At 63.2% G+C, this 20,879-nt stretch carries 28 protein-coding genes and 1 pseudogene; 12 read left to right on the forward strand and 17 right to left on the reverse strand.

Features of this window, described 5'->3' with window-relative positions; translation table 11 throughout:
- Positions 1 to 39: 39 nt before the first annotated feature.
- From XH83_RS25680 to XH83_RS25690, 3 genes are all read right to left on the reverse strand, one after another.
- Complete coding sequence (locus XH83_RS25680) at positions 40 to 684, reverse strand: imm11 family protein (protein ID WP_194403485.1); 645 nt, start codon at positions 682 to 684, stop codon at positions 40 to 42.
- 363 nt (positions 685 to 1,047) lie between these two features.
- Positions 1,048 to 1,674: an imm11 family protein gene (locus XH83_RS25685; protein ID WP_194403486.1), complete on the reverse strand. Its 627-nt coding sequence runs from the start codon at positions 1,672 to 1,674 to the stop codon at positions 1,048 to 1,050.
- 59 nt (positions 1,675 to 1,733) lie between these two features.
- Complete coding sequence (locus XH83_RS25690) at positions 1,734 to 2,507, reverse strand: DUF4261 domain-containing protein (RefSeq protein ID WP_194403487.1); 774 nt, start codon at positions 2,505 to 2,507, stop codon at positions 1,734 to 1,736.
- Positions 2,508 to 2,963: 456 nt separating this feature from the next.
- On the opposite strand from XH83_RS25690, the gene XH83_RS25695 reads away from it, so the two are divergent.
- Positions 2,964 to 3,209, forward strand: a complete 246-nt coding sequence (locus XH83_RS25695) for a hypothetical protein (protein ID WP_194403488.1) — start codon at positions 2,964 to 2,966, stop codon at positions 3,207 to 3,209.
- A 114-nt stretch (positions 3,210 to 3,323) separates the two neighbouring features.
- On the opposite strand, the gene XH83_RS25700 is transcribed toward XH83_RS25695, so the two are convergent.
- Positions 3,324 to 3,572 carry a hypothetical protein gene (locus XH83_RS25700; protein ID WP_194403489.1) on the reverse strand — a complete coding sequence of 83 codons (249 nt, stop codon included), beginning with the start codon at positions 3,570 to 3,572 and terminating at the stop codon, positions 3,324 to 3,326.
- 411 nt (positions 3,573 to 3,983) lie between these two features.
- On the opposite strand from XH83_RS25700, the gene XH83_RS25705 reads away from it, so the two are divergent.
- Together XH83_RS25705 and XH83_RS25710 are read left to right on the forward strand one after the other, a co-directional pair.
- The gene (locus tag XH83_RS25705) at positions 3,984 to 4,184 is read left to right on the forward strand and encodes a hypothetical protein (RefSeq protein WP_194403490.1); all 201 of its coding nucleotides are present in this window, start codon (positions 3,984 to 3,986) and stop codon (positions 4,182 to 4,184) included.
- Complete coding sequence (locus XH83_RS25710) at positions 4,181 to 4,408, forward strand: hypothetical protein (protein WP_194403491.1); 228 nt, start codon at positions 4,181 to 4,183, stop codon at positions 4,406 to 4,408. The genes XH83_RS25705 and XH83_RS25710 overlap by 4 nt, the downstream gene beginning before the upstream one ends.
- Here the strand turns inward: XH83_RS25710 and XH83_RS25715 are convergent.
- Together XH83_RS25715 and XH83_RS25720 are read right to left on the reverse strand one after the other, a co-directional pair.
- Complete coding sequence (locus XH83_RS25715; RefSeq protein WP_194403492.1) at positions 4,402 to 4,671, reverse strand: hypothetical protein; 270 nt, start codon at positions 4,669 to 4,671, stop codon at positions 4,402 to 4,404. The genes XH83_RS25710 and XH83_RS25715 overlap by 7 nt on opposite strands.
- A gap of 114 nt (positions 4,672 to 4,785) precedes the next feature.
- Entirely contained in the window at positions 4,786 to 5,034 is a 249-nt protein-coding gene (locus XH83_RS25720; protein ID WP_063202881.1) for a hypothetical protein, read from the reverse strand.
- A gap of 357 nt (positions 5,035 to 5,391) precedes the next feature.
- On the opposite strand from XH83_RS25720, the gene XH83_RS25725 reads away from it, so the two are divergent.
- Complete coding sequence (locus XH83_RS25725) at positions 5,392 to 6,162, forward strand: EAL domain-containing protein (protein ID WP_194403493.1); 771 nt, start codon at positions 5,392 to 5,394, stop codon at positions 6,160 to 6,162.
- 202 nt (positions 6,163 to 6,364) lie between these two features.
- Here the strand turns inward: XH83_RS25725 and XH83_RS25730 are convergent, their stop codons facing one another.
- Positions 6,365 to 6,592 carry a hypothetical protein gene (locus XH83_RS25730; protein WP_194403494.1) on the reverse strand — a complete coding sequence of 76 codons (228 nt, stop codon included), beginning with the start codon at positions 6,590 to 6,592 and terminating at the stop codon, positions 6,365 to 6,367.
- A 131-nt stretch (positions 6,593 to 6,723) separates the two neighbouring features.
- Here XH83_RS25730 and XH83_RS25735 point away from each other — a divergent pair, with 131 nt between their 5' ends.
- A complete protein-coding gene (locus tag XH83_RS25735; protein ID WP_194403495.1) occupies positions 6,724 to 6,915 on the forward strand; it encodes a hypothetical protein in 192 nt (63 codons plus the stop codon).
- Between the two features lie 12 nt (positions 6,916 to 6,927).
- On the opposite strand, the gene XH83_RS25740 is transcribed toward XH83_RS25735, so the two are convergent.
- Positions 6,928 to 7,119 (reverse strand): hypothetical protein, encoded by a 192-nt coding sequence (locus XH83_RS25740; RefSeq protein WP_194403496.1) that lies wholly within the window; start codon positions 7,117 to 7,119, stop codon positions 6,928 to 6,930.
- A 260-nt stretch (positions 7,120 to 7,379) separates the two neighbouring features.
- Between XH83_RS25740 and XH83_RS25745 the strand changes: the two genes are divergently transcribed.
- The 3 genes from XH83_RS25745 (at position 7,380) to XH83_RS25755 (ending at position 8,764) form a co-directional block, all read left to right on the forward strand.
- The gene (locus XH83_RS25745) at positions 7,380 to 7,700 is read left to right on the forward strand and encodes a hypothetical protein (RefSeq protein ID WP_194403497.1); all 321 of its coding nucleotides are present in this window, start codon (positions 7,380 to 7,382) and stop codon (positions 7,698 to 7,700) included.
- A 26-nt stretch (positions 7,701 to 7,726) separates the two neighbouring features.
- Positions 7,727 to 8,353, forward strand: a complete 627-nt coding sequence (locus XH83_RS25750) for a hypothetical protein (RefSeq protein ID WP_194403498.1) — start codon at positions 7,727 to 7,729, stop codon at positions 8,351 to 8,353.
- A 225-nt stretch (positions 8,354 to 8,578) separates the two neighbouring features.
- On the forward strand, positions 8,579 to 8,764 hold the full coding sequence (locus tag XH83_RS25755; RefSeq protein WP_194403499.1) for a hypothetical protein: 186 nt from the start codon (positions 8,579 to 8,581) through the stop codon (positions 8,762 to 8,764).
- A 130-nt stretch (positions 8,765 to 8,894) separates the two neighbouring features.
- Here XH83_RS25755 and XH83_RS25760 read toward each other — a convergent pair whose 3' ends face one another.
- Complete coding sequence (locus XH83_RS25760) at positions 8,895 to 10,349, reverse strand: HWE histidine kinase domain-containing protein (protein ID WP_194403500.1); 1,455 nt, start codon at positions 10,347 to 10,349, stop codon at positions 8,895 to 8,897.
- Between the two features lie 244 nt (positions 10,350 to 10,593).
- Here XH83_RS25760 and XH83_RS25765 point away from each other — a divergent pair, with 244 nt between their 5' ends.
- Positions 10,594 to 11,880, forward strand: coding sequence for an NRAMP family divalent metal transporter (locus tag XH83_RS25765; protein WP_194403501.1), 1,287 nt, complete (start codon positions 10,594 to 10,596; stop codon positions 11,878 to 11,880).
- A gap of 177 nt (positions 11,881 to 12,057) precedes the next feature.
- Positions 12,058 to 12,741: pseudogene (locus XH83_RS25770) on the forward strand (enolase C-terminal domain-like protein); the annotation flags it as partial.
- 28 nt (positions 12,742 to 12,769) lie between these two features.
- On the opposite strand, the gene XH83_RS25775 reads toward XH83_RS25770, so the two are convergent.
- Together XH83_RS25775 and XH83_RS25780 are read right to left on the reverse strand one after the other, a co-directional pair.
- A complete protein-coding gene (locus XH83_RS25775) occupies positions 12,770 to 13,054 on the reverse strand; it encodes a hypothetical protein (protein ID WP_194403502.1) in 285 nt (94 codons plus the stop codon).
- Positions 13,055 to 13,194: 140 nt separating this feature from the next.
- Positions 13,195 to 16,491: a LuxR C-terminal-related transcriptional regulator gene (locus tag XH83_RS25780; protein ID WP_246776324.1), complete on the reverse strand. Its 3,297-nt coding sequence runs from the start codon at positions 16,489 to 16,491 to the stop codon at positions 13,195 to 13,197.
- 65 nt (positions 16,492 to 16,556) lie between these two features.
- Between XH83_RS25780 and XH83_RS25785 the strand changes: the two genes are divergently transcribed.
- Positions 16,557 to 16,901 carry a nuclear transport factor 2 family protein gene (locus tag XH83_RS25785; protein ID WP_246776325.1) on the forward strand — a complete coding sequence of 115 codons (345 nt, stop codon included), beginning with the start codon at positions 16,557 to 16,559 and terminating at the stop codon, positions 16,899 to 16,901.
- Positions 16,902 to 16,940: 39 nt separating this feature from the next.
- Here XH83_RS25785 and XH83_RS40250 read toward each other — a convergent pair whose 3' ends face one another.
- The 6 genes from XH83_RS40250 to rocF all read right to left on the reverse strand — a co-directional run bounded on the left by XH83_RS40250 (position 16,941) and on the right by rocF (position 20,354).
- On the reverse strand, positions 16,941 to 17,063 hold the full coding sequence (locus XH83_RS40250; protein WP_256438853.1) for a hypothetical protein: 123 nt from the start codon (positions 17,061 to 17,063) through the stop codon (positions 16,941 to 16,943).
- Between the two features lie 5 nt (positions 17,064 to 17,068).
- Entirely contained in the window at positions 17,069 to 17,275 is a 207-nt protein-coding gene (locus XH83_RS25790) for a hypothetical protein (RefSeq protein ID WP_246776326.1), read from the reverse strand.
- A gap of 180 nt (positions 17,276 to 17,455) precedes the next feature.
- The gene (locus XH83_RS25795; RefSeq protein WP_194403504.1) at positions 17,456 to 17,794 is read right to left on the reverse strand and encodes a hypothetical protein; all 339 of its coding nucleotides are present in this window, start codon (positions 17,792 to 17,794) and stop codon (positions 17,456 to 17,458) included.
- A 255-nt stretch (positions 17,795 to 18,049) separates the two neighbouring features.
- On the reverse strand, positions 18,050 to 18,367 hold the full coding sequence (locus XH83_RS25800; protein ID WP_194403505.1) for a PilZ domain-containing protein: 318 nt from the start codon (positions 18,365 to 18,367) through the stop codon (positions 18,050 to 18,052).
- A gap of 188 nt (positions 18,368 to 18,555) precedes the next feature.
- Entirely contained in the window at positions 18,556 to 18,948 is a 393-nt protein-coding gene (locus XH83_RS25805; protein WP_194403506.1) for a response regulator, read from the reverse strand.
- Positions 18,949 to 19,376: 428 nt separating this feature from the next.
- On the reverse strand, positions 19,377 to 20,354 hold the full coding sequence (gene rocF / locus XH83_RS25810; protein WP_194403507.1) for an arginase: 978 nt from the start codon (positions 20,352 to 20,354) through the stop codon (positions 19,377 to 19,379).
- A 252-nt stretch (positions 20,355 to 20,606) separates the two neighbouring features.
- Here rocF and XH83_RS25815 point away from each other — a divergent pair, with 252 nt between their 5' ends.
- A complete protein-coding gene (locus XH83_RS25815; RefSeq protein ID WP_194403508.1) occupies positions 20,607 to 20,867 on the forward strand; it encodes a hypothetical protein in 261 nt (86 codons plus the stop codon).
- The last annotated feature ends 12 nt before the right edge of the window (positions 20,868 to 20,879 follow it).

The raw sequence follows: 20,879 nt of genomic DNA on the forward strand, positions 1-20,879 counted from the left end.
GATTAGTGACTCGGCCAATCCGTGATCGGTAGAGCATCCTCAAACTCTTCGGGACGCGATCAGAGGGAGATAGGACACTTCTTCGAACAACATGCCCCTGAGGCCTGCTGCCTTCCAGGCATTTTTCATCGCTTGGTCAAATATGACACATTGTCTGGCGTACGCCATTCGAAACGCGTGCGCATCGCCAACCAGCTCGTCCTTGAAAACGAGTTCAACATCTCCGAAAAAATCATAGTACTTTTGACCGAAGTCTCGGTAGATCGGATCGTCGCAAATCCCGATGGTCAACCGCGATCGCTCCTCATCCAGCGCGTCGAGAGAGCGACGCACGTCGCAGAACCAGTAGCGAGGTCCGTCCCAGACCCCGTTTGGAACATGCACGTCGCAGACAACAAAGGAAAATGCCTCGGGATCCACGGCCTCAAACACGATCTTAGCACGGTCAGAGATAAGCCAGAACGAATACCAGAGTTCACAATCTCGAGGCCGACGACGTCGCGGGTTGAATGTGACGCGTGGCGTCGGCCCCGCGAAATCCGACAAGTGCCCCGGCTCTAGCGATTGGGGGTCGTTCGTAATTTGGAAATCACAGGGGTTGCCGGTTCGATAGAAGTCCATTCTGTAGAATTTACGCTTCTGCAACGAGGAGCGTTTGTTCTGCTTCGGCTGTCCATTGCTCATCTTAATATGCTGCCAGTTTTTGGGTCTCAGTGAAAATGAGTCCCTCAGTTCTTTCCGAACGGCAACTCCGGCCCACTACCACACGAACTCGCCACCTCTTTGCGTCATAGCGGCGCTTTCGCGTCTCTCGCTGGTTCACCAGACGTACATTGCCCTCAAATCATTAGACGCGATTGACCTGCGTCGTTGTGATGACGCCATGCAGAGTGCCGGCCACAAAAATAAAGCCCGCAGCGCGCCGCGAGCATCATTCAAATAGATCTCAATGATGCCACTCTGCCGGTGTTTTGCCCGACGTGTCAACGAGCAATTGCCTTAACTGGATTTTGCGCGAATGACTTCAAGATCGGCGACCGAAGCGCATCAGCTCAATACTCCGTCGTATCGGTGAATCCAATGCCCCTGACGCCCGCCTCCTTGCACGCATCCTTCAGCACTTGGTTCGCATACGACCATGGGATAGAAAAGAAGCCTGAAGATATGAGCCTCCCCAACACTATCCTCTTTGAAAATGAGGCTGCTTCTTCTTCTCAGATTGTAAACCTTGCGACCGGGCGTCGGATACTCGATCTCAAGAACCGACTTTTCTTCATCGACGGCATCGAGAACCCTGATGACATCACAAAGCCAGTAGGTCGGCGCCGCACGGCCATCCTGGTACCGGGTCTCGCATCTGACGAAACGAACTCCTTCTGAATCCAATGTCTCGAGAAGGCTCTTCATCCGGTCGGAAACAAGCCGATAGTCGTGAAACAGCTCCCAATCCGCGGGAGCACGGTCGAGAGACCTGTCGATGACAAGCCGCGGAGTTTCAGGGAAAGGCATGAAGCCCCGCTCCTGCGGCGGAATGAGCACCTGGCGTCCGCCTGTGAGAGCTGCGAGATTTTCCATCTTCCACCCCGGCGCCGTGTGGAACCCGCCAATGCCGGCGACATGGAACTTTCGATCCTTTGCCTTGACCCGGCGCTTCTTTGGTGGAGAACCAACCATCAATCTTCTCGTTTACGAAAGTCTGTCGTACGCCGGCGCAGTGTGCCGATGCTGCTCATCTACACGGAAGCATCGGTACAGTAAAACACCGGCAGCCCGCCAAACGCATCGGAATTCGTGTAACGAACCTGGATGCGCTCGTTTGCAGTTGCCCCGATCGTGTCGCCATCCTTCACCACGCTGCCATGCTCGATCAGATACGCGGACAGCCCGGCGACCTTGTCAAACAACGCCGAAAGCGTGAGCTTGGCCGTCACGAACTCGATCTCACGATCGACGAACGCGGACAGGCCCATCGTGACCGCGCCGATCTTCGCTCCTGACCGGAACGGAAGAATGTCGACCCACAGCCTGAAGGGATAGTCGGGATAAGGCGCGAATGCATCGCGGGAGGTTTCGAGCCAGAGTTCGGCGGGCCGCGCGACCCGGCCGGCCCATACCACGCCGCAAGCTTCCGGCATCGCCGCAATCAACGCGCCGATGACCGCCGTCGTGCCGCGCGCGGCAACCAGCGGCTGCTCACCTTTTCCGAGCATCGATACGATCAGATGGCCGCGATGCCGGGCCGCCACCGCCTTGCTCTCCGGCCAGGTCGTGGCCGCGCGCGCCCACAGGCCCTGGTCGTGCGGAATGGGTGCCGGCATCGACATGACCGCGACAAGCGCGTTGCCGCAGCGAATGAGCGGAGAGTTTGCCTGAGCCTGCGCAGCTCCGTCTCCCAAGGTCTCGGTCGTCAATTCCGGATGTCGGGCGCGAAGGACCTTGGTGACCGCAGACATGTCCGGTGTCGCCGGATCGTCCAACAAGATGAAAGAAAGAAGCGAGCTACTCATTCAACTGCCCCGCAAGAAATCATCTGGATTGCAACCGATACTTCGGCGCATCGCCCAGAGGTTGAAAGTACACGACTTAGAACAAAAAGGGAACATTGTCAATCGATGTTCGCTCTGGAGACTTTTGGCGTAGGACCGGGACCAAAGAACACGGGGCCCCCCGGCGCGGGCATCGCCCGGCATCGCCTTCCGACCGTCGAACAGCCTCCTCCCTTGTCCTGCCTGCGAGAAACGTATCGGATGAGGGCTGCTTCAACAGCGCGCGCGCCTCGCGCTCGAACTTTCGCATGTATTTCCATGCTCATTCACGAGTCGACGTTCTCACGCGTGGAGAAAGTGATCGCTGGCGGCTTCAAGATGGAACGTCGTTTCAGCGGATGTGATGGGCAGCACATATTTCAGACGTGCGGCACGCCATTGTCTCTGTGCGATTACCCAGGCACAAGGAAATACGCCATGACCGTCTCCCGCGCGGCTCTCTTCGCCATCGTCGGAATCAGTTCGTTCGTTGCCTCCATCCAGATGTCTCACGCTGGCGGCCTCGGACTCGATTGGCTCTCGAACAAACCTTACGTCGAGTGTCTCAAGCAAGCACGGATGCTCGCTGATGTGAGCAGCGTCATGAAAGGACCGGCCTACCGGGAGGCGAGCTATGAGCGAGGCCGTCACCAGTGCAACCGACAATACTACGGTCACGAATAGGCCTGCAGCTGCCGGTACGGGATCTGCCAGCGGCTCGAGCGTTCCTTGAAAATATCATCGAAGTCGTGCCGCTCGTTGCGGCACGACTTCGGTCTCCATCGACGAAGATTGTCGTCAGGGCTGGCGGGTCGCGCCCGGTGCTCCCGGTATCTGGCCGCCAAACTTGGACGAGCCCGTGCCACTCACGCTGGTCGGGCCGGCGGCCGTGCCGTTCGGATCACTGCGGGCGGCCGAGCGTCCGGGTCCGGGCATCATGTTCATCGACCTGGACCAGCCATGATGATGATGCCGCTTTGGCGTGTGGGCCGAGGCATAGGACGAGGCGGCTAACAAAATCGCTAGCCCGAGTGCTGCTGCTTTCATCAACGTATCCTCCCCCGAGGAAAACTTTACCTCCCCGCGCGTGTTCCTTTTCGCCCCAGCTTGCTCTCAACTTTCTTCCGGCCGCTGCCGACCTTCTCAAGAAGCCTATCGGATGCCGGCTCCGTCGACAGCTCCCGCTTCGCGCTCGAGCCGGCGCATGTATTTCCTTGTGCGCATGGCCCGCAAGGCAACGGCTGATACACCGGAATCCCGCCCCGCACTCAAATTGAGTAAGTCGCTCAACAGGCTCAGACTTCGCCTCGAAATTTAATTTGCGCACGTATCAAAAGATACAGACTCTCCGCCGCAGCAGGACTAGGCTTCATCCATCACCGCAAGGCCCGTGGCACGAGACCGGTGATGAGAACGCCAATCGCGCTCCCGCCTTCTATCCCGCGAGGAGAGTACGCCATGCTGAAACGGCGTCGTTTCAAACAAATCAAGACACTCAACGAACGACTGGCCGACGAGGCCATCCGCTGCCGCGAAGAGGCGCGCGCGCTGTCGCCGGGGCGCCGCCGCGAGATGCTGCTGCGCCGGGCGCGGCAGGACGAGGCCGCCATGCAGATCGACGCCTGGCTTCGCTCGCCCGGCCTGAGGGCGCCGACATGAGCCAGCAATATCGCGCTTATCTCGTCGGCGAGAACGGCGTCTTCCGCTCGGCGGAAGCCTTCGAGGCCGCGTCCGACGAGACCGCCCTCGCCTTCGCGCGGCAGTTCACGCGGCACGGCAAGGTCGAGGTCTGGCAGCTCGGGCGCAAGATCGCCGTGCTCGAGTCCGGGCAATCCTGGCCGTTGCCGCCGCAGCCATCGCGGCCGACGCTGACGCGTCAATGATCGCCGGATGGCGTTCGTGCGTTGAACGTCTCGATCGCGAAGCTGAATGTCACCTGCATGACGGGCCCGCCGGCGTCGCGAACGTCGATCGCCATCCTCCGCCGTCCGCCGGTCGCCGGTGCGGAAATGATGGCGTCGCGCGCCATGTCTCCGACCGACTTGGCGGCCTCGGCCTGGACCGCGCGCATGTTGGACAGCTCCAGCCCCTCTTCGTCGAGCGCGGCACCGTGCTCGTCGGTCAAGTCGAAGTAATATCGCGCCATATGCGTATTCCTTTGTCCGTAAGAGGCCCGGGAGGGGACAAAGGTTGCAAGCCCATCGAAAATCTATTGGAGCCAGGGAGTTCCGGGAACTGACTGCGCCTCCCGGCGCAGCTCTTACTCTTCCGCGAGCTTGCACGCGATATAGGCGTCCACCGTCTCGGCGAAGGAGCGCTGCACGCCGACCGCCACATCATGCTGGTCGAGCGCGTCGCGCTGGAGCACGCGCAATCCGCGGCCGCGACAGCTCACGGGCGCCGTGTTCAGATATTGATCGATGGCGCCCTTGGCGAGCGGGATGGCCTTGGGATCGCCCCTGGCGATCAGGAGCCTGAGCAGGCTCTGGCATTCGGCCAAACCTGGCATGGATCTAAGCCTCTCACCCTTGCCGCGATTTCGGCTTCGGCCGCTTCACCGGCTGGGTGTGGGTGCCGAACAGCGCCAGCAAGAACGCGACTTCTTCCTTCGAACCGATCTGGATCATGATTGTCTCTCCTGTTCGCTCCGTTGGTCGGGCCGCGGGCGCCCGCAGTTCAGGACAATCGGGTTTCAGCACTGTTTCAGGCGTGTTTCGTCGCGGGCTGACGGCGTGGCCGGCCTGCTTGTGTCCACAATTGAACATGGGAAACGCCCTTGACGCCGCCCTCGTCGCGCTTCGCTATTCCTTAACGCCCGCGCCATAAATTCCCACGCAGGTGATGGGCCTGCGGGGAGTTTTGAGAGATGGCCGTGAAGTGCGCCGGATGTGCCGACGGGACGGAGTTGCCGTTCGAATTCAAGATGGCGTTCCAGCCGATCGTGGACGTCAGCGAGAACAGGATCTGGGGCTATGAGGCGCTGGTGCGCGGCCCGAACGGCGAGAGCGCGCACAGCGTGCTCAGCCAGCTCACCGACAACCAGCTCTACCGCTTCGACCAGGCCGCTCGCGTCATGGCGATCGAAACCGCCGGCCGGCTGTTTGCCGATCCGCATACGCGGCTCTCGATCAACTTCATGCCGAACGCCGTGTACGAGCCGCGCGCCTGCATCCAGAAATCGCTGGAAGCCGCGCGCCGCGCGAATTTTCCGGCCTCCAATCTGATGTTCGAGTTCACCGAGAACGAGCGGATGAGCGATCCGGCGCATGTCGAGAACATCGTGCGCGCCTACAAGGCGCTCGGCTTCTGGACCGCGCTGGACGATTTCGGCGCCGGCTATGCCGGCCTCGGCCTGCTCGCCCGCCTGCAGCCGAACCTGATCAAGATCGACATGGAGCTGCTCCGCGACATCCATCTCAGCCGGCCCAAGCAGGTCATCGTCGCAGGCCTCGCGCAGATCGCGCGCGAGCTCGACATCACGGTCCTGGCCGAGGGCGTCGAGAACGAGGCCGAGCTCACCATCCTGCGCGCCGCCGGCATCGCGCTGTTTCAAGGCTATCATTTCGCGAGGCCCGGCCTCATGTCACTGCCGACGGTGCGCGGCTTCGAGCGGATCGACGTGTCGCTCGCGGGGTGAGCTGGATCCGGCTTTTCCGGATTGTCCCGGTCAGCGACACAAGACGTCAAAAGCCCGCGCGGATCGCTCCACGCGGGCTTTTGCTTGCTGCTTGCGCAGCAGGTTTCGTCTCAGTGCATGTGGCCGATCAGATAGACGCCGCCGCCCAGAACGATGACGGCCGGCACGGCCCAAAGCAGAAGTACGGGCATCGCTTGTCTCCTTAGTTCGACGTGCAGACCTTGACGGTCTTCATGCCGGCCTCGGCTTCAGACCTGGTCTTGTACACGGTATCGCCGCTGACAACCGTCGTCTCGGTGGTGGTCGGCTTCGACTCCGTGATCGTGCACTTCTTGGTCTTGACGTCCTGCACCACGTAGAACGATTGCGCGAACGCAGGCGCGGCAAATGACGTCAGCACGGCAGCGGCAATGATGGTCTTGATGTTCATCGTGTCCTCCTCCAGTGGCCCGGTGATCCGGGATCCGTCTTCTTCAAACTTCAAATATTGCCACTTGTTCCCGGTTATCGTTCGAACCAACGGCCGGGGCTCGCGTTGACGCGGCGACCCTGGAGGCTGCGATGCTGGATCTGAGACTTGTGACGACGGCGCTGGCGATGCTGATGGCCCTGATGACCGTGGCGCTGGCCGAGCCCGCCAAGGACCAGGTGCGGCCTGTGGCTCAAGCCGCCGAGGCGCGTCCGATCCGCGTCATCCTTCCCGCCCCCTGGGAGCCCGCCACGACGCAAGCCGAGGCAACACCTGCGAAGTGAGTACGGCGCAGCTCATGTGCCGCGCTTCGCGGTGATTGTGCGCAGCGCGATGCCGTGCTGCCAGGCCCGCACCCGCACAGCCGCTTCGCTCCGGTTCAGCGCGAGGGCGATCTCGTCGGGCCGCCTTCCCGCTTCAGCCATGGCTTTCAACCGCTCATGCTCTTCCGCTGTCCACCTCTTCAACAATGGATAGCGTGATTGCATGGTTGGAGCTGCCTCGCGCGTCATGAAAGCGAGACAATCGGCCGCCAAAGGCGAAGTTCCTACGCGGTGCGCCGGCTGACGGCCTGCCGGCCGAAGGCCGAGCGCGCAAACGGGATATCGCGGCAATCGTTCCTCGCGTCCTCATCGGGCGCGCGCGATCGCAGCAAGATCATGCTGCGGCACTCGGCAAGCTTTTATCGCAGCAACCAATTCGAATCTCATGTGTTGTCGCCGGCACATTCACCGCCGGAGAATAAAAAATGAGACGTCTTACCTTACTAGCCGCAACCCTGCTGATGCTCGGAGCCGTGCCCGCAGGCGCGCAATCCCAACCCGCGCAAAGCGGGCCGGGCAACAACGCCGTCAACAGCTCGGACCACAACAACTCGAACAAGCCGGTCGAGGGCCGCAACAGCTTCACTGAGGGACAGGCGAAGTCGCGGATCGAGGGCGCCGGATATTCCAACGTGTCCGGACTGCACAAGGACGACCAGGGCGTCTGGCGCGGCAAGGCCGACAAGGCCGGCAGCAAGACCGACGTCAGCCTGGACTTCCAGGGCAACGTGAACCCCGCCAAGTAAGGACGACCAAGTAAGGAATCATGCACATGACAACCACCATTTCCCGCCTTTACGACACCTATGCCGACGCCGAGCGCGCCGTGACCCGGCTCGAGGGAGCCGGCGTGCCGCACTCCGACATCAGCATCGTCGCCAACAATTCCGACAATTGGTACGGCTCACGCTCCGGCAAGGTCGATCGTGACCGCGACGGCGTGGACGATCGCGCCGAAGGCGCCGGCACGGGTGCCGGCATCGGCGCCGGCCTCGGCGGCGCGGCAGGCCTGCTCGCCGGCCTCGGCCTGCTCGCCATTCCCGGCCTCGGTCCGGTCGTGGCCGCAGGATGGCTCGCCGCGACTGCAGCCGGCGCAGCCGCCGGTGCGGCAACGGGTGGAATCGTCGGCGCCCTGACGGAGGCCGGCGTCTCCAAGGAAGACGCCTCGCGCTATGCCGAGGGCGTTCGCCGCGGCGGCACGCTGGTGTCCGCGCGCGTGCCCGACCAGGACCGCGCCCGCCTCGATGCACTGCTCCACGAGAGGTCCGTGAACCTGCAGGACCGCAGCGCGGCCTGGCAGAAGTCCGGCTGGACCGACTTCGACGCGGCGAGCCCGCCGCTCTCTCCGGAGGACGTCGGCCGGGAGCGCGAGCTCTACGGCACGGGCGTGCGGCGATAAGCTCCCGTCAAATCCTTCGACGACAAAGGCCCCGCGGTGCGGGGCCTTTTTTCGCGCGAGCACGATGCACCCTGTCGCGTCGGGGAAAAACAGGCATTTAGTGCCAAATTTAACAAAATCCGGCGCATCGGATTTGGCGGAATGAAAGCTGTTCGCGCCATGCTGGAGCAGGTCGCTTGCTCTCCTTGCACGGACCCGACCGGGAGAGCTTCGGAGAGATCGCCCATGTACTTCGTCGCCGCTGCATTGCTGGTGCTGTCGGGACTGTTCTATTCGGCGAGCCATCACGAGCTCGGACAATTCGGCTCCGACGTTTGCAGATATGGCGGCGCCTTCTGCGACAATCCCGTGCTGCTCTTCACCGGCGCCGCGCTGGCCGCCGCCTGGGGGATGTTCGTCAGCATCAAGTAGGCGGGCTCGCGCGATCCGGCGCAGCTGCGGCGGGGGAGCCGTCGCGGCCTCTGGCGATCATCGACTTATACCATTGTGTCGCCCGACGGTCAACCGGTTTTCGACCAATCCGAATATGGATTCGGATTTTTCACACGGGGTCGCCGGCCTCCCATTGCGGCGGACCGGATCCCTCGCCGCTCGTCGCGAGGGCAGCCGAGATCAGGCAGCGAACGCCGGCGGGCTCGAACTCCAGGCGGAAGCGTCCGGCGAGATCCCGGCTCGCCAGCGCGATGAGGCGGCTGCCGAATCCCCGGCGGCTCGGCGGACCCACGGGCGGGCCGCCGCTCTCACGCCAGCTCAGATCGACCTGGCCGTCCCGCGCGTCCCAGCTGATATCGACCCGGCCTTCGGGACGGGACAGCGCGCCGTATTTCGCGGCGTTGGTCGCGAGCTCGTGCAACGCCAGCGAGAGCGCCAGGGCCTGGGCCGGCAAAACCACCAGCGAGGGACCATCGCGGACGATCTGACCCGACGGGAACGGCGCGACGGCGCGGGCCACGAGATCGGTGAGATCGGCGCCCGACCAGGCGCGCGCGGTCAGCAGATCATGGGCGCCCGACAGCGCGAGCAAACGCGCATTGACGATGCTGCGCGCCGCCTCGACGTCGCCCGCACTGCGCAGCGTCTGATTGACGATCGACTGCACCGTGGCCAGCGTGTTCTTGACGCGGTGATTGAGCTCGTTGGTGAGCAGCCGCTGCAGCTCTTCGGCCTGCTTCAGCTCATTGAGATCGCGGCTCGCGCCGGCGATCGCAACCGGCTTGCGCGCGGCGCCCTCGCCTTCGAACTCGACCAGGCCCCAGGCGCTCAGCCAGCGCCAGCTGCCGTCGCACTGCTTCACCCGGTACTCGACGTCGTAGCGGCCGTCGCCCGCGGGATCGAGCGCCTTGGCGACGCGCGCCCACATCAGCTCCATGTCGTCAGGATGGAATTTGGCCTCGACGCCGTCCTTGTCGTGCAGAAACCGCGCCTCGGTCAGCCCGTAGAGCGCCTGGGCATTGGCATCATAGATGCAGATGTTGTCCGCCAGCGTGTAGCGCCACGTTCCCATTCTGGAGGCGATCATGGCGAGGTCGAAAGTGCGCTGCTGCCGCTCGAGCGCAAGCCGCATGTCGTGCTCGTGGGTGACGTCCAGGAAACAATTGATGCCGCCGACGATCTCGCCGTCCTCGTCGCGCAGAGGCGCGACGTTGACGCGCGCCACCCACCGCCTGCCATCGGGATTGAGAACGACCGCCTCGACGCCTTCGAAGCTTTGGCCGGTCCGCACGGCCTGCGCCATCGGCGTCTCCTCGGGCGGGACGAAATCGCCGTCCAGGGTCTCGACGCGGAATGAACCGCAAAACTTCTGCGCGACGTCGCCGAGCTTGGGCGCCCGGCCCCAAAGCTGGACGGCGCGGTGATTGACGCGAACGATCCGTCCCTCGACGTCGCAGGCATAGACGCCGATCGGGAGCGCATCGAGAATCGCCTGGTCCAGTGTCAGGAACGAAGCGAACAGCGTCGGTGTCGGTGCCGGGAGCTGAAAGTTCAGGAGGGACATAAGGCAAGGTAACGGGAAACCGCACAGGCGGCAACGCAATCGGCCGCCGCTTTATTTCGATTGGAGCGCGGAACCTTCGCGCGCTTGCGGCGTTGCGCGCGCCTTCCAAGCCCTGAGCGCGACGTCACCACGTCTTGGATGAGCGGTTAGCTTTATCAGAAGTCCCACCCTACGGGCGCGCTTGGAACCATCGTTCCGTCCCTTGCATTTGCTGAAGGTGCCCCCGATCGAGGTCTCCCCTTCCATGAGCGACGACGCCCTCACCCCGACGAAATCCGCGCCGACGCTGCTGCAACGGCTGGGACCGGGCCTGGTCACGGGAGCCGCCGACGACGATCCGTCGGGCATCGCCACCTATTCGCAGGCCGGCGCGCAATTCGGCTACGGGCTGCTGTGGACCGTGTTTCTCACCACGCCGTTCATGATCGCGATCCAGCTCGTCAGCGCGCAGATCGGCCGCGTCACCGGCAAGGGTCTCGCCGCCAACGTCATGAAGGTCGCGCCGCGCTGGGCGGTGCTGGGCCTCGTCGCCATGCTGGTTGCCGCCAACACCTTCAACATCGCCGCCGACATCGCCGCGATGGCCGAAGCGCTCTCGCTCGTCATCGGCGGGCTCAACCACGAGCACGCGCTGATCTTCGCGGCGGGCTCCACCATTCTGCAGGTCTTCCTGCCCTATCGCCGCTATTCGCCGGTGCTGAAGTTCCTCACCTTGGCGCTGTTCGCCTACGTCGCGACCGCCTTCACCGTGAAGATCCCGTGGAGCACGGCGCTGCTCGCCGCGGTGTGGCCCAAGGCCAATGTCAGTGCCGATTATCTGATGATGGTGGTGGCCGTGCTCGGCACCACGATCAGCCCGTATCTGTTCTTCTGGCAGGCCTCGCAGGAGGTCGAGGAGATGAACCAGGGCAAGCGCGACAAGCCGCTCCGCGAGCTCAAGCGCGGCGGCACGCACGAGCTCGACCGCATCAAGACCGACACCTTGTCCGGCATGCTGCTGTCCAACGGCATCGCTTTCTTCATCATCCTGACCACGGCCTCCGTGCTGCATGCCAACGGCGTCACCAAGATCAGTTCGGCAACCGAGGCGGCCGAAGCGCTGCGGCCGCTCGCCGGGGACTTCACCTTCGCGCTGTTCGCGACCGGCATCATCGGCACGGGACTGCTCGCGATCCCGGTGCTGGCGGGCTCGGCGGCTTATGGCGTCGCGGAGATCTTCGGCTGGCGCGCCACGCTGGAGGCCAAGCCGGACGAGGCGGCCGGCTTCTACACCATCATCGCCGCGGCAACCATCATCGGCTTCGGCCTCGGCTTCACAGGAATAGACTCCATCCACATGCTGGTGTGGAGCGCGGTGCTCAACGGCATCGTCGCCGTCCCCATCATGGCGATGATGATGCTGATCGTCTCGAGCCGCTCGATTATGGGCCGCTTCCGCGCCCGGTCGTGGCTGATCTGGCTGGGTTGGCTCGGCACCGCGCTGATGGCGCTGGCCGTCCTCGCCTTGCTCGGCTCGTCGGTGATGGAGTGAGCTAGACCGGCGACAGCGCCGCCGAGATCTGCGAGGCGATGATGAGGGCCGCGAACACGGCCGGCACGCTCATGAGCCGCAAGAACTGATCGATCGAAAGCATCGCTGTCCCCCAAGGACGAGAAACGTCTTCGCCCGCCGCGCTAGCGCTCCCCTTGCGCGACGTGCTGATCGGCCGGCTGGCGTCCCGGCTTCGGCTCACCCTTCACGCCCGAGATCAACGTCGACCGCAAGATCCTGCGCGACCTGCATATGCATCTGGAAGCGATCCGCGACGGCGCGGGCCCCGACGTCGAGATCCTCTTGGATTGCAATTTCAACGCCAAGACCGAAGGCTACCTGAAGATCCTGCGCACCATTGCCGATATCGACATGTTCTGGGTCGAGATCGACAGCTTCAATCCCGAAGCCCTCGGCTATATCCGCAGGCAGAGCCCGCATCCGATCTCATCCTGCGAGACGCTGCTGTCCTTGCGCGAATTCCTGCCCTATTTCCACGCCCAGGCCATGGACGTCGCGATCATCGACACGCCCTGGAACGGCGTCTGGCAATCGATGAAGATCGCGGGCGCCGCGGAAGCCTTCGAGGTCAACGTCGCCCCGCACAATTTCTACGGCCATCTCTGCTCGATGACGAACGCGCATTTCTGCGCCGCCGTGCCGAACCTGCGCATCATGGAGATCGACATCGATCGTCTCGCCTGGGACCGCGAGCTCTTCACCCATGAGCCGGAGATCGAGAACGGCTATCTCGTGGTGCCTGATAGGCACGGCTGGGGCACCGAACCGAACGAGGAGGCCTTGCGCGCTCACCCGCCGAAGACCAGCGGCGGGCTTTTGAATTACGGTCGCAAGAGCTGACAGGAGCTGAGGAGACGCGCCGACGGGATTACGGCGTCACGGGATTGACGACCGGGGAGGTCTTGGGCCCCGGCCGCGCCGGCTCGATGGGCGATTTCGGAGTGGTCGGGAGCACCTTGGCGCCCGCCGCCCGCGCTGCTTCGCCCGTGGTCGCATACATCGCAACATGGGCCGGCTGGGTCTTGGCGCGATTCCAGGGACCGTGGTCGACAATCAGCATGGCCGCAATCGTCACGCCTGCCACGATCAGCGCGATCACACCGGGATGGCGGAGGGCGTGGGACATGGAGTAGGCGAAACGACGGCTTTTCATCACAAGATCCGCTGTTGTTCTCTCGCAGGTTAATTCAAAGGCGCCCCTCCGGGTTCCAGCTTCCATCAGGCAGGTTCCAACCGGATTGCGTGAATGCGGTCCGCATCGCGCTCCTGCCCGGGCAATGAGAGCGCCCCGTTTCAAATCAGCCAGTCGTGGGCCGTTTGTCCAATGCCGTGATGCGGACCATTCGCGCCGTGATCGGCCGCGTGCTCGTCCAGCGCGACGGGGACGATTTCGGCGAGCATCTGGGGCGCGTCTGTCTCGCCGGGCATCGCTTGCGCAGCGCTAGGGTCTTTGAATTCGACGGCCGGGGCGAGCGCGGAAGGAGCTGCCCCGCTATCGAAGCGAAACACGTGATCAGCGCCGCCGAACCCGGACGCCGCTTTTGCCGGCGGACCCGCTTCTGATGCATTTGCCCCGGAATGGGCAGCGTGCTGCGACGTGTCGTGGCCCGCGTTGCCGTGACTTGCGGCGCTGTCATTCGAAGTTGAATGGCCCGAATTGCCGTGGTCGGCGGCGCCCGGCTCTACCGCTGCCGGCGAACTGTGCGAAGCCCCGGAAGGATGCTCCTTGTCATGGCCGACGCCGTGGTCCGGCTTGGGCTTGGCTTCGGCCATCTCGGCCTCCGCCGCCTTGGCAGGCCCGGGCTTCCCATCGTGCTGCGCGTGACCATGCTCGGTGTCGCCGGCCTTTGGCTGGCTCTCGCCTGCTTCCACTGCTTTGGCCGAGTGGCCCGAATTGCCGTGGTCGGCGCCGCCGGCGTCTGGCTTTTTCGCTGCTTCGGGCGGACTCTCCGCAGCCTGGGAAGGATGCGCCTTGTCGTGGCCGACGCCGTGGTCCGGCTTCGGCTTGGCCTCGGCCATTTCCGTGTTCGCGGCCTTGGCAGGCCCGGGCTTCCCCTCGTGCGGCGCGTGACCATGCTCGGTGTTGCCGGCATTTAGGCCACTCTCGCCTGCTTCCGCTGCTTTGGCCGAGTGGCCCGAATTGCCGTGGTCGGCGCCGCCGGGGTCTGCCTTTTTCGCTTGCCCTGGCGGACTGTCCGGAGCCTGGGAATGGTGCTCACTGTTGTGGTCAGCGTCGTTACCGGGTTTGGACTCCGTCTCGGCCTCGCCCGCTCCCTGTCCTTGGTTTGAAGCGTGCTCGGAATTGCCATGGCTGACGCCATCAGCCGTCGAGAGGCCAGGCGGGCCAATCTCGTTCTGCGCGATCCATGAAGCGCCATTGTTCGGACTGGCCGGACCGCTCTTTGAGCCAAGATTCTCGGTTGCCGGAGATGTCGCGCCATGATCGGGCGGGGCTGATGACCCGTAGGCCGACATACCGGACGCACCGGCACCCTCCTCCGTCGTATCCGCCGAATCGCGCGCGAAGGTGCCCGACTTTGCCGACGTCCCGGAGCCAGTCCGAATGTTTGCGAACTGGAAGCTCAAGCCATCATCGGCCGAAGCGCTCCAAACGCCGGCGGTCCCCGGCGAACTCTCGCTCGCGCGGCCGCTGCTCGCACTCACATCAGTCTCATCGATTGCGGCCACCGATATCAGCGCGTGTTCGAGCTGCTCCAGGGTCACCGCGACAGCTGCGCCATCCGAGTTGTGAACGGCATCCGCATGCGCGACGGATACAATTCCCTGCAGATGGACTTCCAGCAGGCCGCGATCCCCGACATCGAGCACCCGATCGGTCGGATTCACATAGACGATCGTTTGATTGGTTGCGGGATCGTAGATCCACGCAAGGGTATGTGGCGGGATCGATTTGACCGCGGCCGTCAGATGCAGACAAGCGAGCGCCCCGAAGGCCGCAAGATTGATCCTGTTCGGCCCTGACGCGGAATCCAGGACGGGATCGGAAGAGCCGGATTTGGAATCGATCGCGCTGCGATGAACGACGTTCTCGACATTGCCACCCGTCAATTGGTCGAGGTCATCTCCGCGGGGACCGGAAACGGGACCAGGATCCAGCGCGCCGTCAATTTTCGGGCCGCTGTCGCTCGCGGCGTTCGGGCCAACCTGCCCGCGAACGTCTTGTTGCGGGACGTCTCCGGTCGCAAAGCCGGCAGCCCGGCCCAAATCATGCGGAAGGATATCCGATGCCGAGTTCGCTGCGTGCAAGTTCGCTGCGTGATTGGCGCCGCCATGCGTTATCGCGGCGAGCTTGGTCGTCGCAGTCTCGCCGATGCCGGCCAGCAAGCTGTCGATCGAAGCCGGATCCAGCTCACGCGCCTGCGCTCCGTGCTGAGAATCGCTCAGTTCGTAGATCAATGCCGCGGCGAGAGCCGCGAAGGTGCCATAGCCTGCGGGCATCGACGCCGGATGGAAGGCAGACCGCGGAAGATGATCTTCTGCGTCGGGATCACTTCCGGCTGGCGTGCTGTTCGCTCCCCGTGGCAAAAGCGCAGCAAGGCCTGGCGTGCCCGATCCGACAGAACCGCCCTCTTTCCACACCTTCGAGCCCAAGAGTTGTTCAACGGCGCGCAGCGCTTCCACTGCCACCGTCGGCGTCGCGGCCTGGCTTGCCTTGGCCAGCAAGTCCCTCTCGGTGAGAGCAGGCGCATCCCCGGATTTCGAGATGACGAGATGCGCAAGGATGGCTTTTTTCCAGACCTCATGGCCGGCGTGTTCGTCGCTCTGACCGTGGCCCTCGTCATGCGCAAAATCGTCGTTCGCTTCGGAGGCCTTGAGCTCGTCCAAAATGGCGAACGCCAGAAAGGCCAGAGCGAGCGCGGCGAAGCCGGAGGTGCGTTGCAACCAAGAGATGGTCGCAAGCACCGTTCGGTTGGTGATCTCGAGCTTCTGGAAGATGTTGTGCAGATGGACTTTGACCGTTCCCTGGGACACGTCGAGCCGGCGCGCGATCTCCTTGTTCGACATCCCTTCCGAGACCAGCCGGACGATCTGACGTTCCCGGGGCGTCAATAGCTCCAGCATCTTCTCGATTCTGCCGGGGCCATCAGCCTCCGTGCCGGTGGGCGCGAGATCAGCCTGCTCGAGCGACAATCCGCTCCTGGCCATCAGCCGCAGCGACCGCAGCATGGCGCCGGGAGCGGCATATTTCGAAATTGCGCTGCAGGCGCCGGCGGCGATCGCTGCGGTCAGATCTTGATTGTCGGATTCGGTAAAGAACACCAGGCGGGTAGAAAACTTCTCGGCTTTCGCGATCGCGAGGATGTCGGCTGCTGTCAGGTCCGGCAGGGTATCGGCGATCAGGGCCACGTCGGGCGACAAGTTCCTGATGGCTTCGAGGCAGCTTGCCCCGTCGCCGATCGACGCGACGACATCGAAATCCCTCTGTGTCCCGAGGACCGACTTCAGTCCCTGCAGAACGATCGGTTGCCTATCGACGAGCACAAGCCGGATCGGCTTAGAGATCCCTTGCCTTGCGGACGCGTCCAACATCGACTTCGCCTCGGCCCGGTCCTCTATGTCCTTCGGCATATGGCCGTGGCCGGGTCGGATAATAAAATAAGTTCAATCGATTTAGTTCCCAAGACAAATTTTGGATGGCAGCAGTGACCCCTTACTCCTTTGACCCCATGGCCGTTGCGGTGGACTGGCTAGACGCCTATCGCGCCGGCGATGTCGATGCGATCCTGGACCTTCATGCCGACGATGCCGTGGTGCATTGCGGCTGCAGCGGCGTCCAGACGGTTACCGGCCGCGCAGCCCTTCGCGCCTATTGGACCGATCATCTCCGAAAATATCCGGCGGGCACGCTGGACGACCTCAATCCTTCGGACGAGAGAACCGTGATCTCCTACGCCACCAGCGCGGGTGTGATGAGCACAGCCTTGGCGTTTGACACCTCCGGCAGGATCAAGGTCGTGGACTGTCGTCCCTTGCCCTAGCGTGGGGCGCAATCGGACCGGCAATCTGTGCTGCGTCCACTAATTCTCGAAGATGACGCGCAAGGCGCTCACGATCACCGCCGCGATGAGGCAGGAGATCGCGAGCAGCGTCCAGATCGGCCTTGTGCTTCCACCGGCCAGGCGCGCGACGAGCAGTTTCATGCTCGTCAACATTCCTCGCCCGGAAGCCGGTTGAGGTAGGCTATGCCAAGGCTGGCGAGTTCTTCGGCATCGCTCTCGCACTCTTCCTTTCTCCTGAGCAAATGGCGTTCCAGCAGGCATCGTCGGTTGTCGAACAAATCGACATCGGGATGCCGTGCCCGGTACACCGTCCAGGCGGTCTCGGTAGCGTTCTTCAAGACGGCGTCGTCCACGGTGCTTGCTCTCCAGGGCAACTGATCCATCGCTGCCAACTCAAGGCGTCCCGGAAGTTTCCAGTTTTTCCCGGTTGTCTTTAGTCGAACGGATTGACATCACCACAGGTCAGCGCTTCGCATCCCGGATGCAGCCGCGCTCCATGAGCGCGGCCTTGTTCGATGAAGCGCGGCGTTTCGCTAAGGTCGCGGTGCCGGCTGCGATGGCGCGGCAGGTTGCTGCGACGGCGCGGCGGGCGGCTTGGGCGGCTCCGCCGGCGCAACGGAATCGCCCCCGCCGTGCGGCACACAGGTGCCGACGTTGCTCAGCAATCTCTTCGCCTCGAGGTCGCGGGCCTTCTTATAGTCGCTACGCCGGTCTATTCTCGCCGCGGCTAAACGGTCCCAGGCATCGAACGCATCAGAGTAATGCTGTCGCATCTGCGCTTCGGCCGACAGGCAATCGGCGAACTTGTCGAAGACGAGATCGGTATTGACCGGCGCGACGCCGCCCACCAGGACCACAAGCATCCATTTCATGGTGTCCGCCTATATCGCGCCTGCGCTCCGGAACGATGACGCGTCGGCAAGGTCCGGCCGCGTCGCCGCCCGGTCTCGGGAAAAAGAGGCCCCAGCTCGCTGGAATGTGGGGGCATCGGAGCTGGGGCCATTCGGGGTCGCCCTTGGGGAAGGGCACCGGGAAAACTTGGCAATTGCAGGAAGGTTCCACTCCGATTTTGGGCGCGAGAACTCACTGCTCCATCTAAGGCACACAGAGGGGTGGGAACACTTATCTCAAGCCACCAAGGTTTCGCCGCGTCGTGCGCGCTTTGCTGCCCGCCCTCTATTGATGAATTGGACGCCGACAAACTCGCCGTTAACCCAGGAGAGTTCGCAGTGTCGATAGGCGAGCCCGGTTGCTGACAGCACCAGGAAGAATTCTTTTTGACCGATGTCCGTAATCGAGCCGTCGATCACGAGCTTCGCGCTGGTTTCGGATACGTCGTGGATCTTGCAGGGACGTTGCCACGTGCCGTCGATGGCCATGAGGCGCGCCTCTATGGGGCGCTCGAAGGTAACGCGCTTCCCGTCCTGTTCTTGTGCTTCACTCATAAACGACCTGTAGACCGCAGGAGCAAACCAGAAGCTAAGCGCAGGACCTTGACGGTTGGTGAAAGGGCCAAGCTGATGCTGCAAATCAGAAGTTGCTGTGCAGCGCACACTGCACCTTCAAGCTGACGGAATGGGATCGTTGGGTTCGATCGTGGGCTGGTCCGCCAGAAACACCTCACCTCGGCGCATTACTCTTGGGGCGGAGGCACCTGGTTGAGCAGGTTCGATATGGCCGTAACAACCTGCGCCGGCGCAAATGGCTTGTTCAGGAGAATGCTGTTCGGCACGCCGTGAGAGGGCCACTCGTTGGCTGCGGCGCCTGTCATGTAGACCACGGGCATCTCCGGATTGAGCTCTCGGGAGATCTTTGCGACGTCCCAGCCCGTCAGCTTGCCCTTCAAATGGATGTCGGTCAGCAGCGCTCGGTATTTTGCAGGGTCCTCTTTGAGGAGCGTGATTGCTTCCTCACCTGAGGCGACAACCTCGGCCTCAAATCCACCTTCCTCAAGGGCACCGGCAACCAGGTCCTGGATCAGGAGATCGTCCTCGACCACCAGAGTAAGCAATGAAGCGTTCTGCACTTTCTCCACTCCGGCTGCATCATTGCAGCGAGTGCTAAGTTCACAAGTGAACAAAAGTTCCGCTGGAAGAAGATGCGTCGTGCCCTGTCATTGGCGTGGAGGAGGATCAAACCGATCAATCTTACGGTCGCGGTGCCACAGCTCCACGCTGTGACCATCAACAAGTTGCTGGGCACGATGACGAGCAGTCTCCTCGTCTTCGCAAACCAGGTCGATACGGCCAGTCACGTGGCCCTCTTCATCGATGATGTAAGCTCGGAATTCCAACATCCGCCGGAACGGCCTTGCCACTTTTTCCCGACATATTGTAGGGCGGTTCAAAGTTGCGAGTCCAGTCTCCCGGTCTGACAGCCAGTGCCGAGGGAACTAAACGCCGTACTCATTCAGTCCGACGGCCTTGCGTTCTTCTAACGCTGCCACCCACCGCTTCACTCGCCCGGCGCGATCGCGTTGCTCGGCGTCGTTCGGTCGACGATCTGCTGGCCGAACAGACTGCCGATCAGCTCGACGGCCGTGCGCGCCGTCCGGCCGCGCTCATCCAGGAAGGGATTGAGCTCGACGATGTCGACCGACCCGACTACGCCGGAATCGTGCAGCAGCTCCATGATCAGGTGGGCCTCGCGATAGGTCGCGCCACCCGGTACCGTGGTGCCGACACCCGGCGCCACGCACGGATCGAGGAAGTCGACGTCGAAGCTGACGTGCAGCACGCCGTTGCTGGCCTTGACCCGTTCGATGACGCGCCGGATCAACACGGCGACGCCGAACTCGTCGATCTGGCGCATGTCGACCACCCTGATCCGGCGCGCGCGCATCAGCTCCTTTTCGAGCTTGTCGATCGAACGTGCGCCGAACAGATCGAGCCTGTCCGGCTGGATCGAGGCGCGCGGATCGTCGCCGAGCAGGCCGTCGAGGCCGGGTTCGCCGCACAGGAACGCGGCCGACATGCCGTGCATGTTCGCGGTAACAGTCGTCTCCGGCGTGTTGTAATCGGCATGGGCATCGAGCCAGAGCACGAACAGCTCCCTTCCACGTTCCTGCCAATGACGCGCCATGGCGTTGACCGATCCCATGGACAGCGTGTGATCGCCGCCGAGAAAGATCGGAAGCGCGCCCGTCTTCGCGATCTCATGGCCCTTGCGACTGAGGGCGCGTGTCCAGCGCTGGATCTCGCGGTAGTGATTGGCTCTTTCCGGAGGCCTGTCGGCGAGGTCCCGGATCTCGCCTGCAGAAACATCGCCGTAGTCGACGACCTCGAAATCCAGGCTTTCGAGCAGTGTCGCAAGGCCTGCGGTTCGCAGCGCCGCGGGGCCCATCAAGGTGCCACGCTGCGATGCCCCCATGTCGATGGGGGCGCCCAGCAAAGCGATGCGCCTGGCTCGATCCGTCATGGTCCGATCGGTCACGGCGGCCTCCTCAAGTCACAAGATGAAGCGAGCCTAACAGAGATTCGCACCCGTCGTTTCACGGGGGCGCTTCGCTTCGGGGAGGAACAAAAGCCCCCGCGCTGCATTGCTCATCCAAGGCCGGCACCCGCCGTTACATGACGGCGCCTGTCGCGGATAGCCAAAGGTCGCCAGACCCGCTGTTCAAAACAAGCGCTCGCGCGGATAGCCAAAGGTGCCGGCCTCCGCCATCAAGGTTTGGAGGTCGCGCAGGTGAGCACGGAGATACCGCAGTCCACGTCCCAACCCGGCATGGCCGAGCGCGCCATCGATACGGCGGCGGACGTCTCCCGCACGATCGGTGAAGTCGCGGGAGGCCTGCATGCGACCGTCGATCGCCTCACCTCTACGATCGAGGAATCGCGCAAGCCGGGCGGAGCGCTTGCGACGGTCGCAGCGGTCACGCGCGAGGCGCCGCTCGCCAGCCTGTTCGTCGCATTTCTCTTTGGCGTCGCGGTCGCGCGGCGGCGATAGCTGTTCCCGCGA

It is taken from the genome of Bradyrhizobium sp. CCBAU 53351 (genome assembly GCF_015291745.1).
Lineage (GTDB): Bacteria > Pseudomonadota > Alphaproteobacteria > Rhizobiales > Xanthobacteraceae > Bradyrhizobium.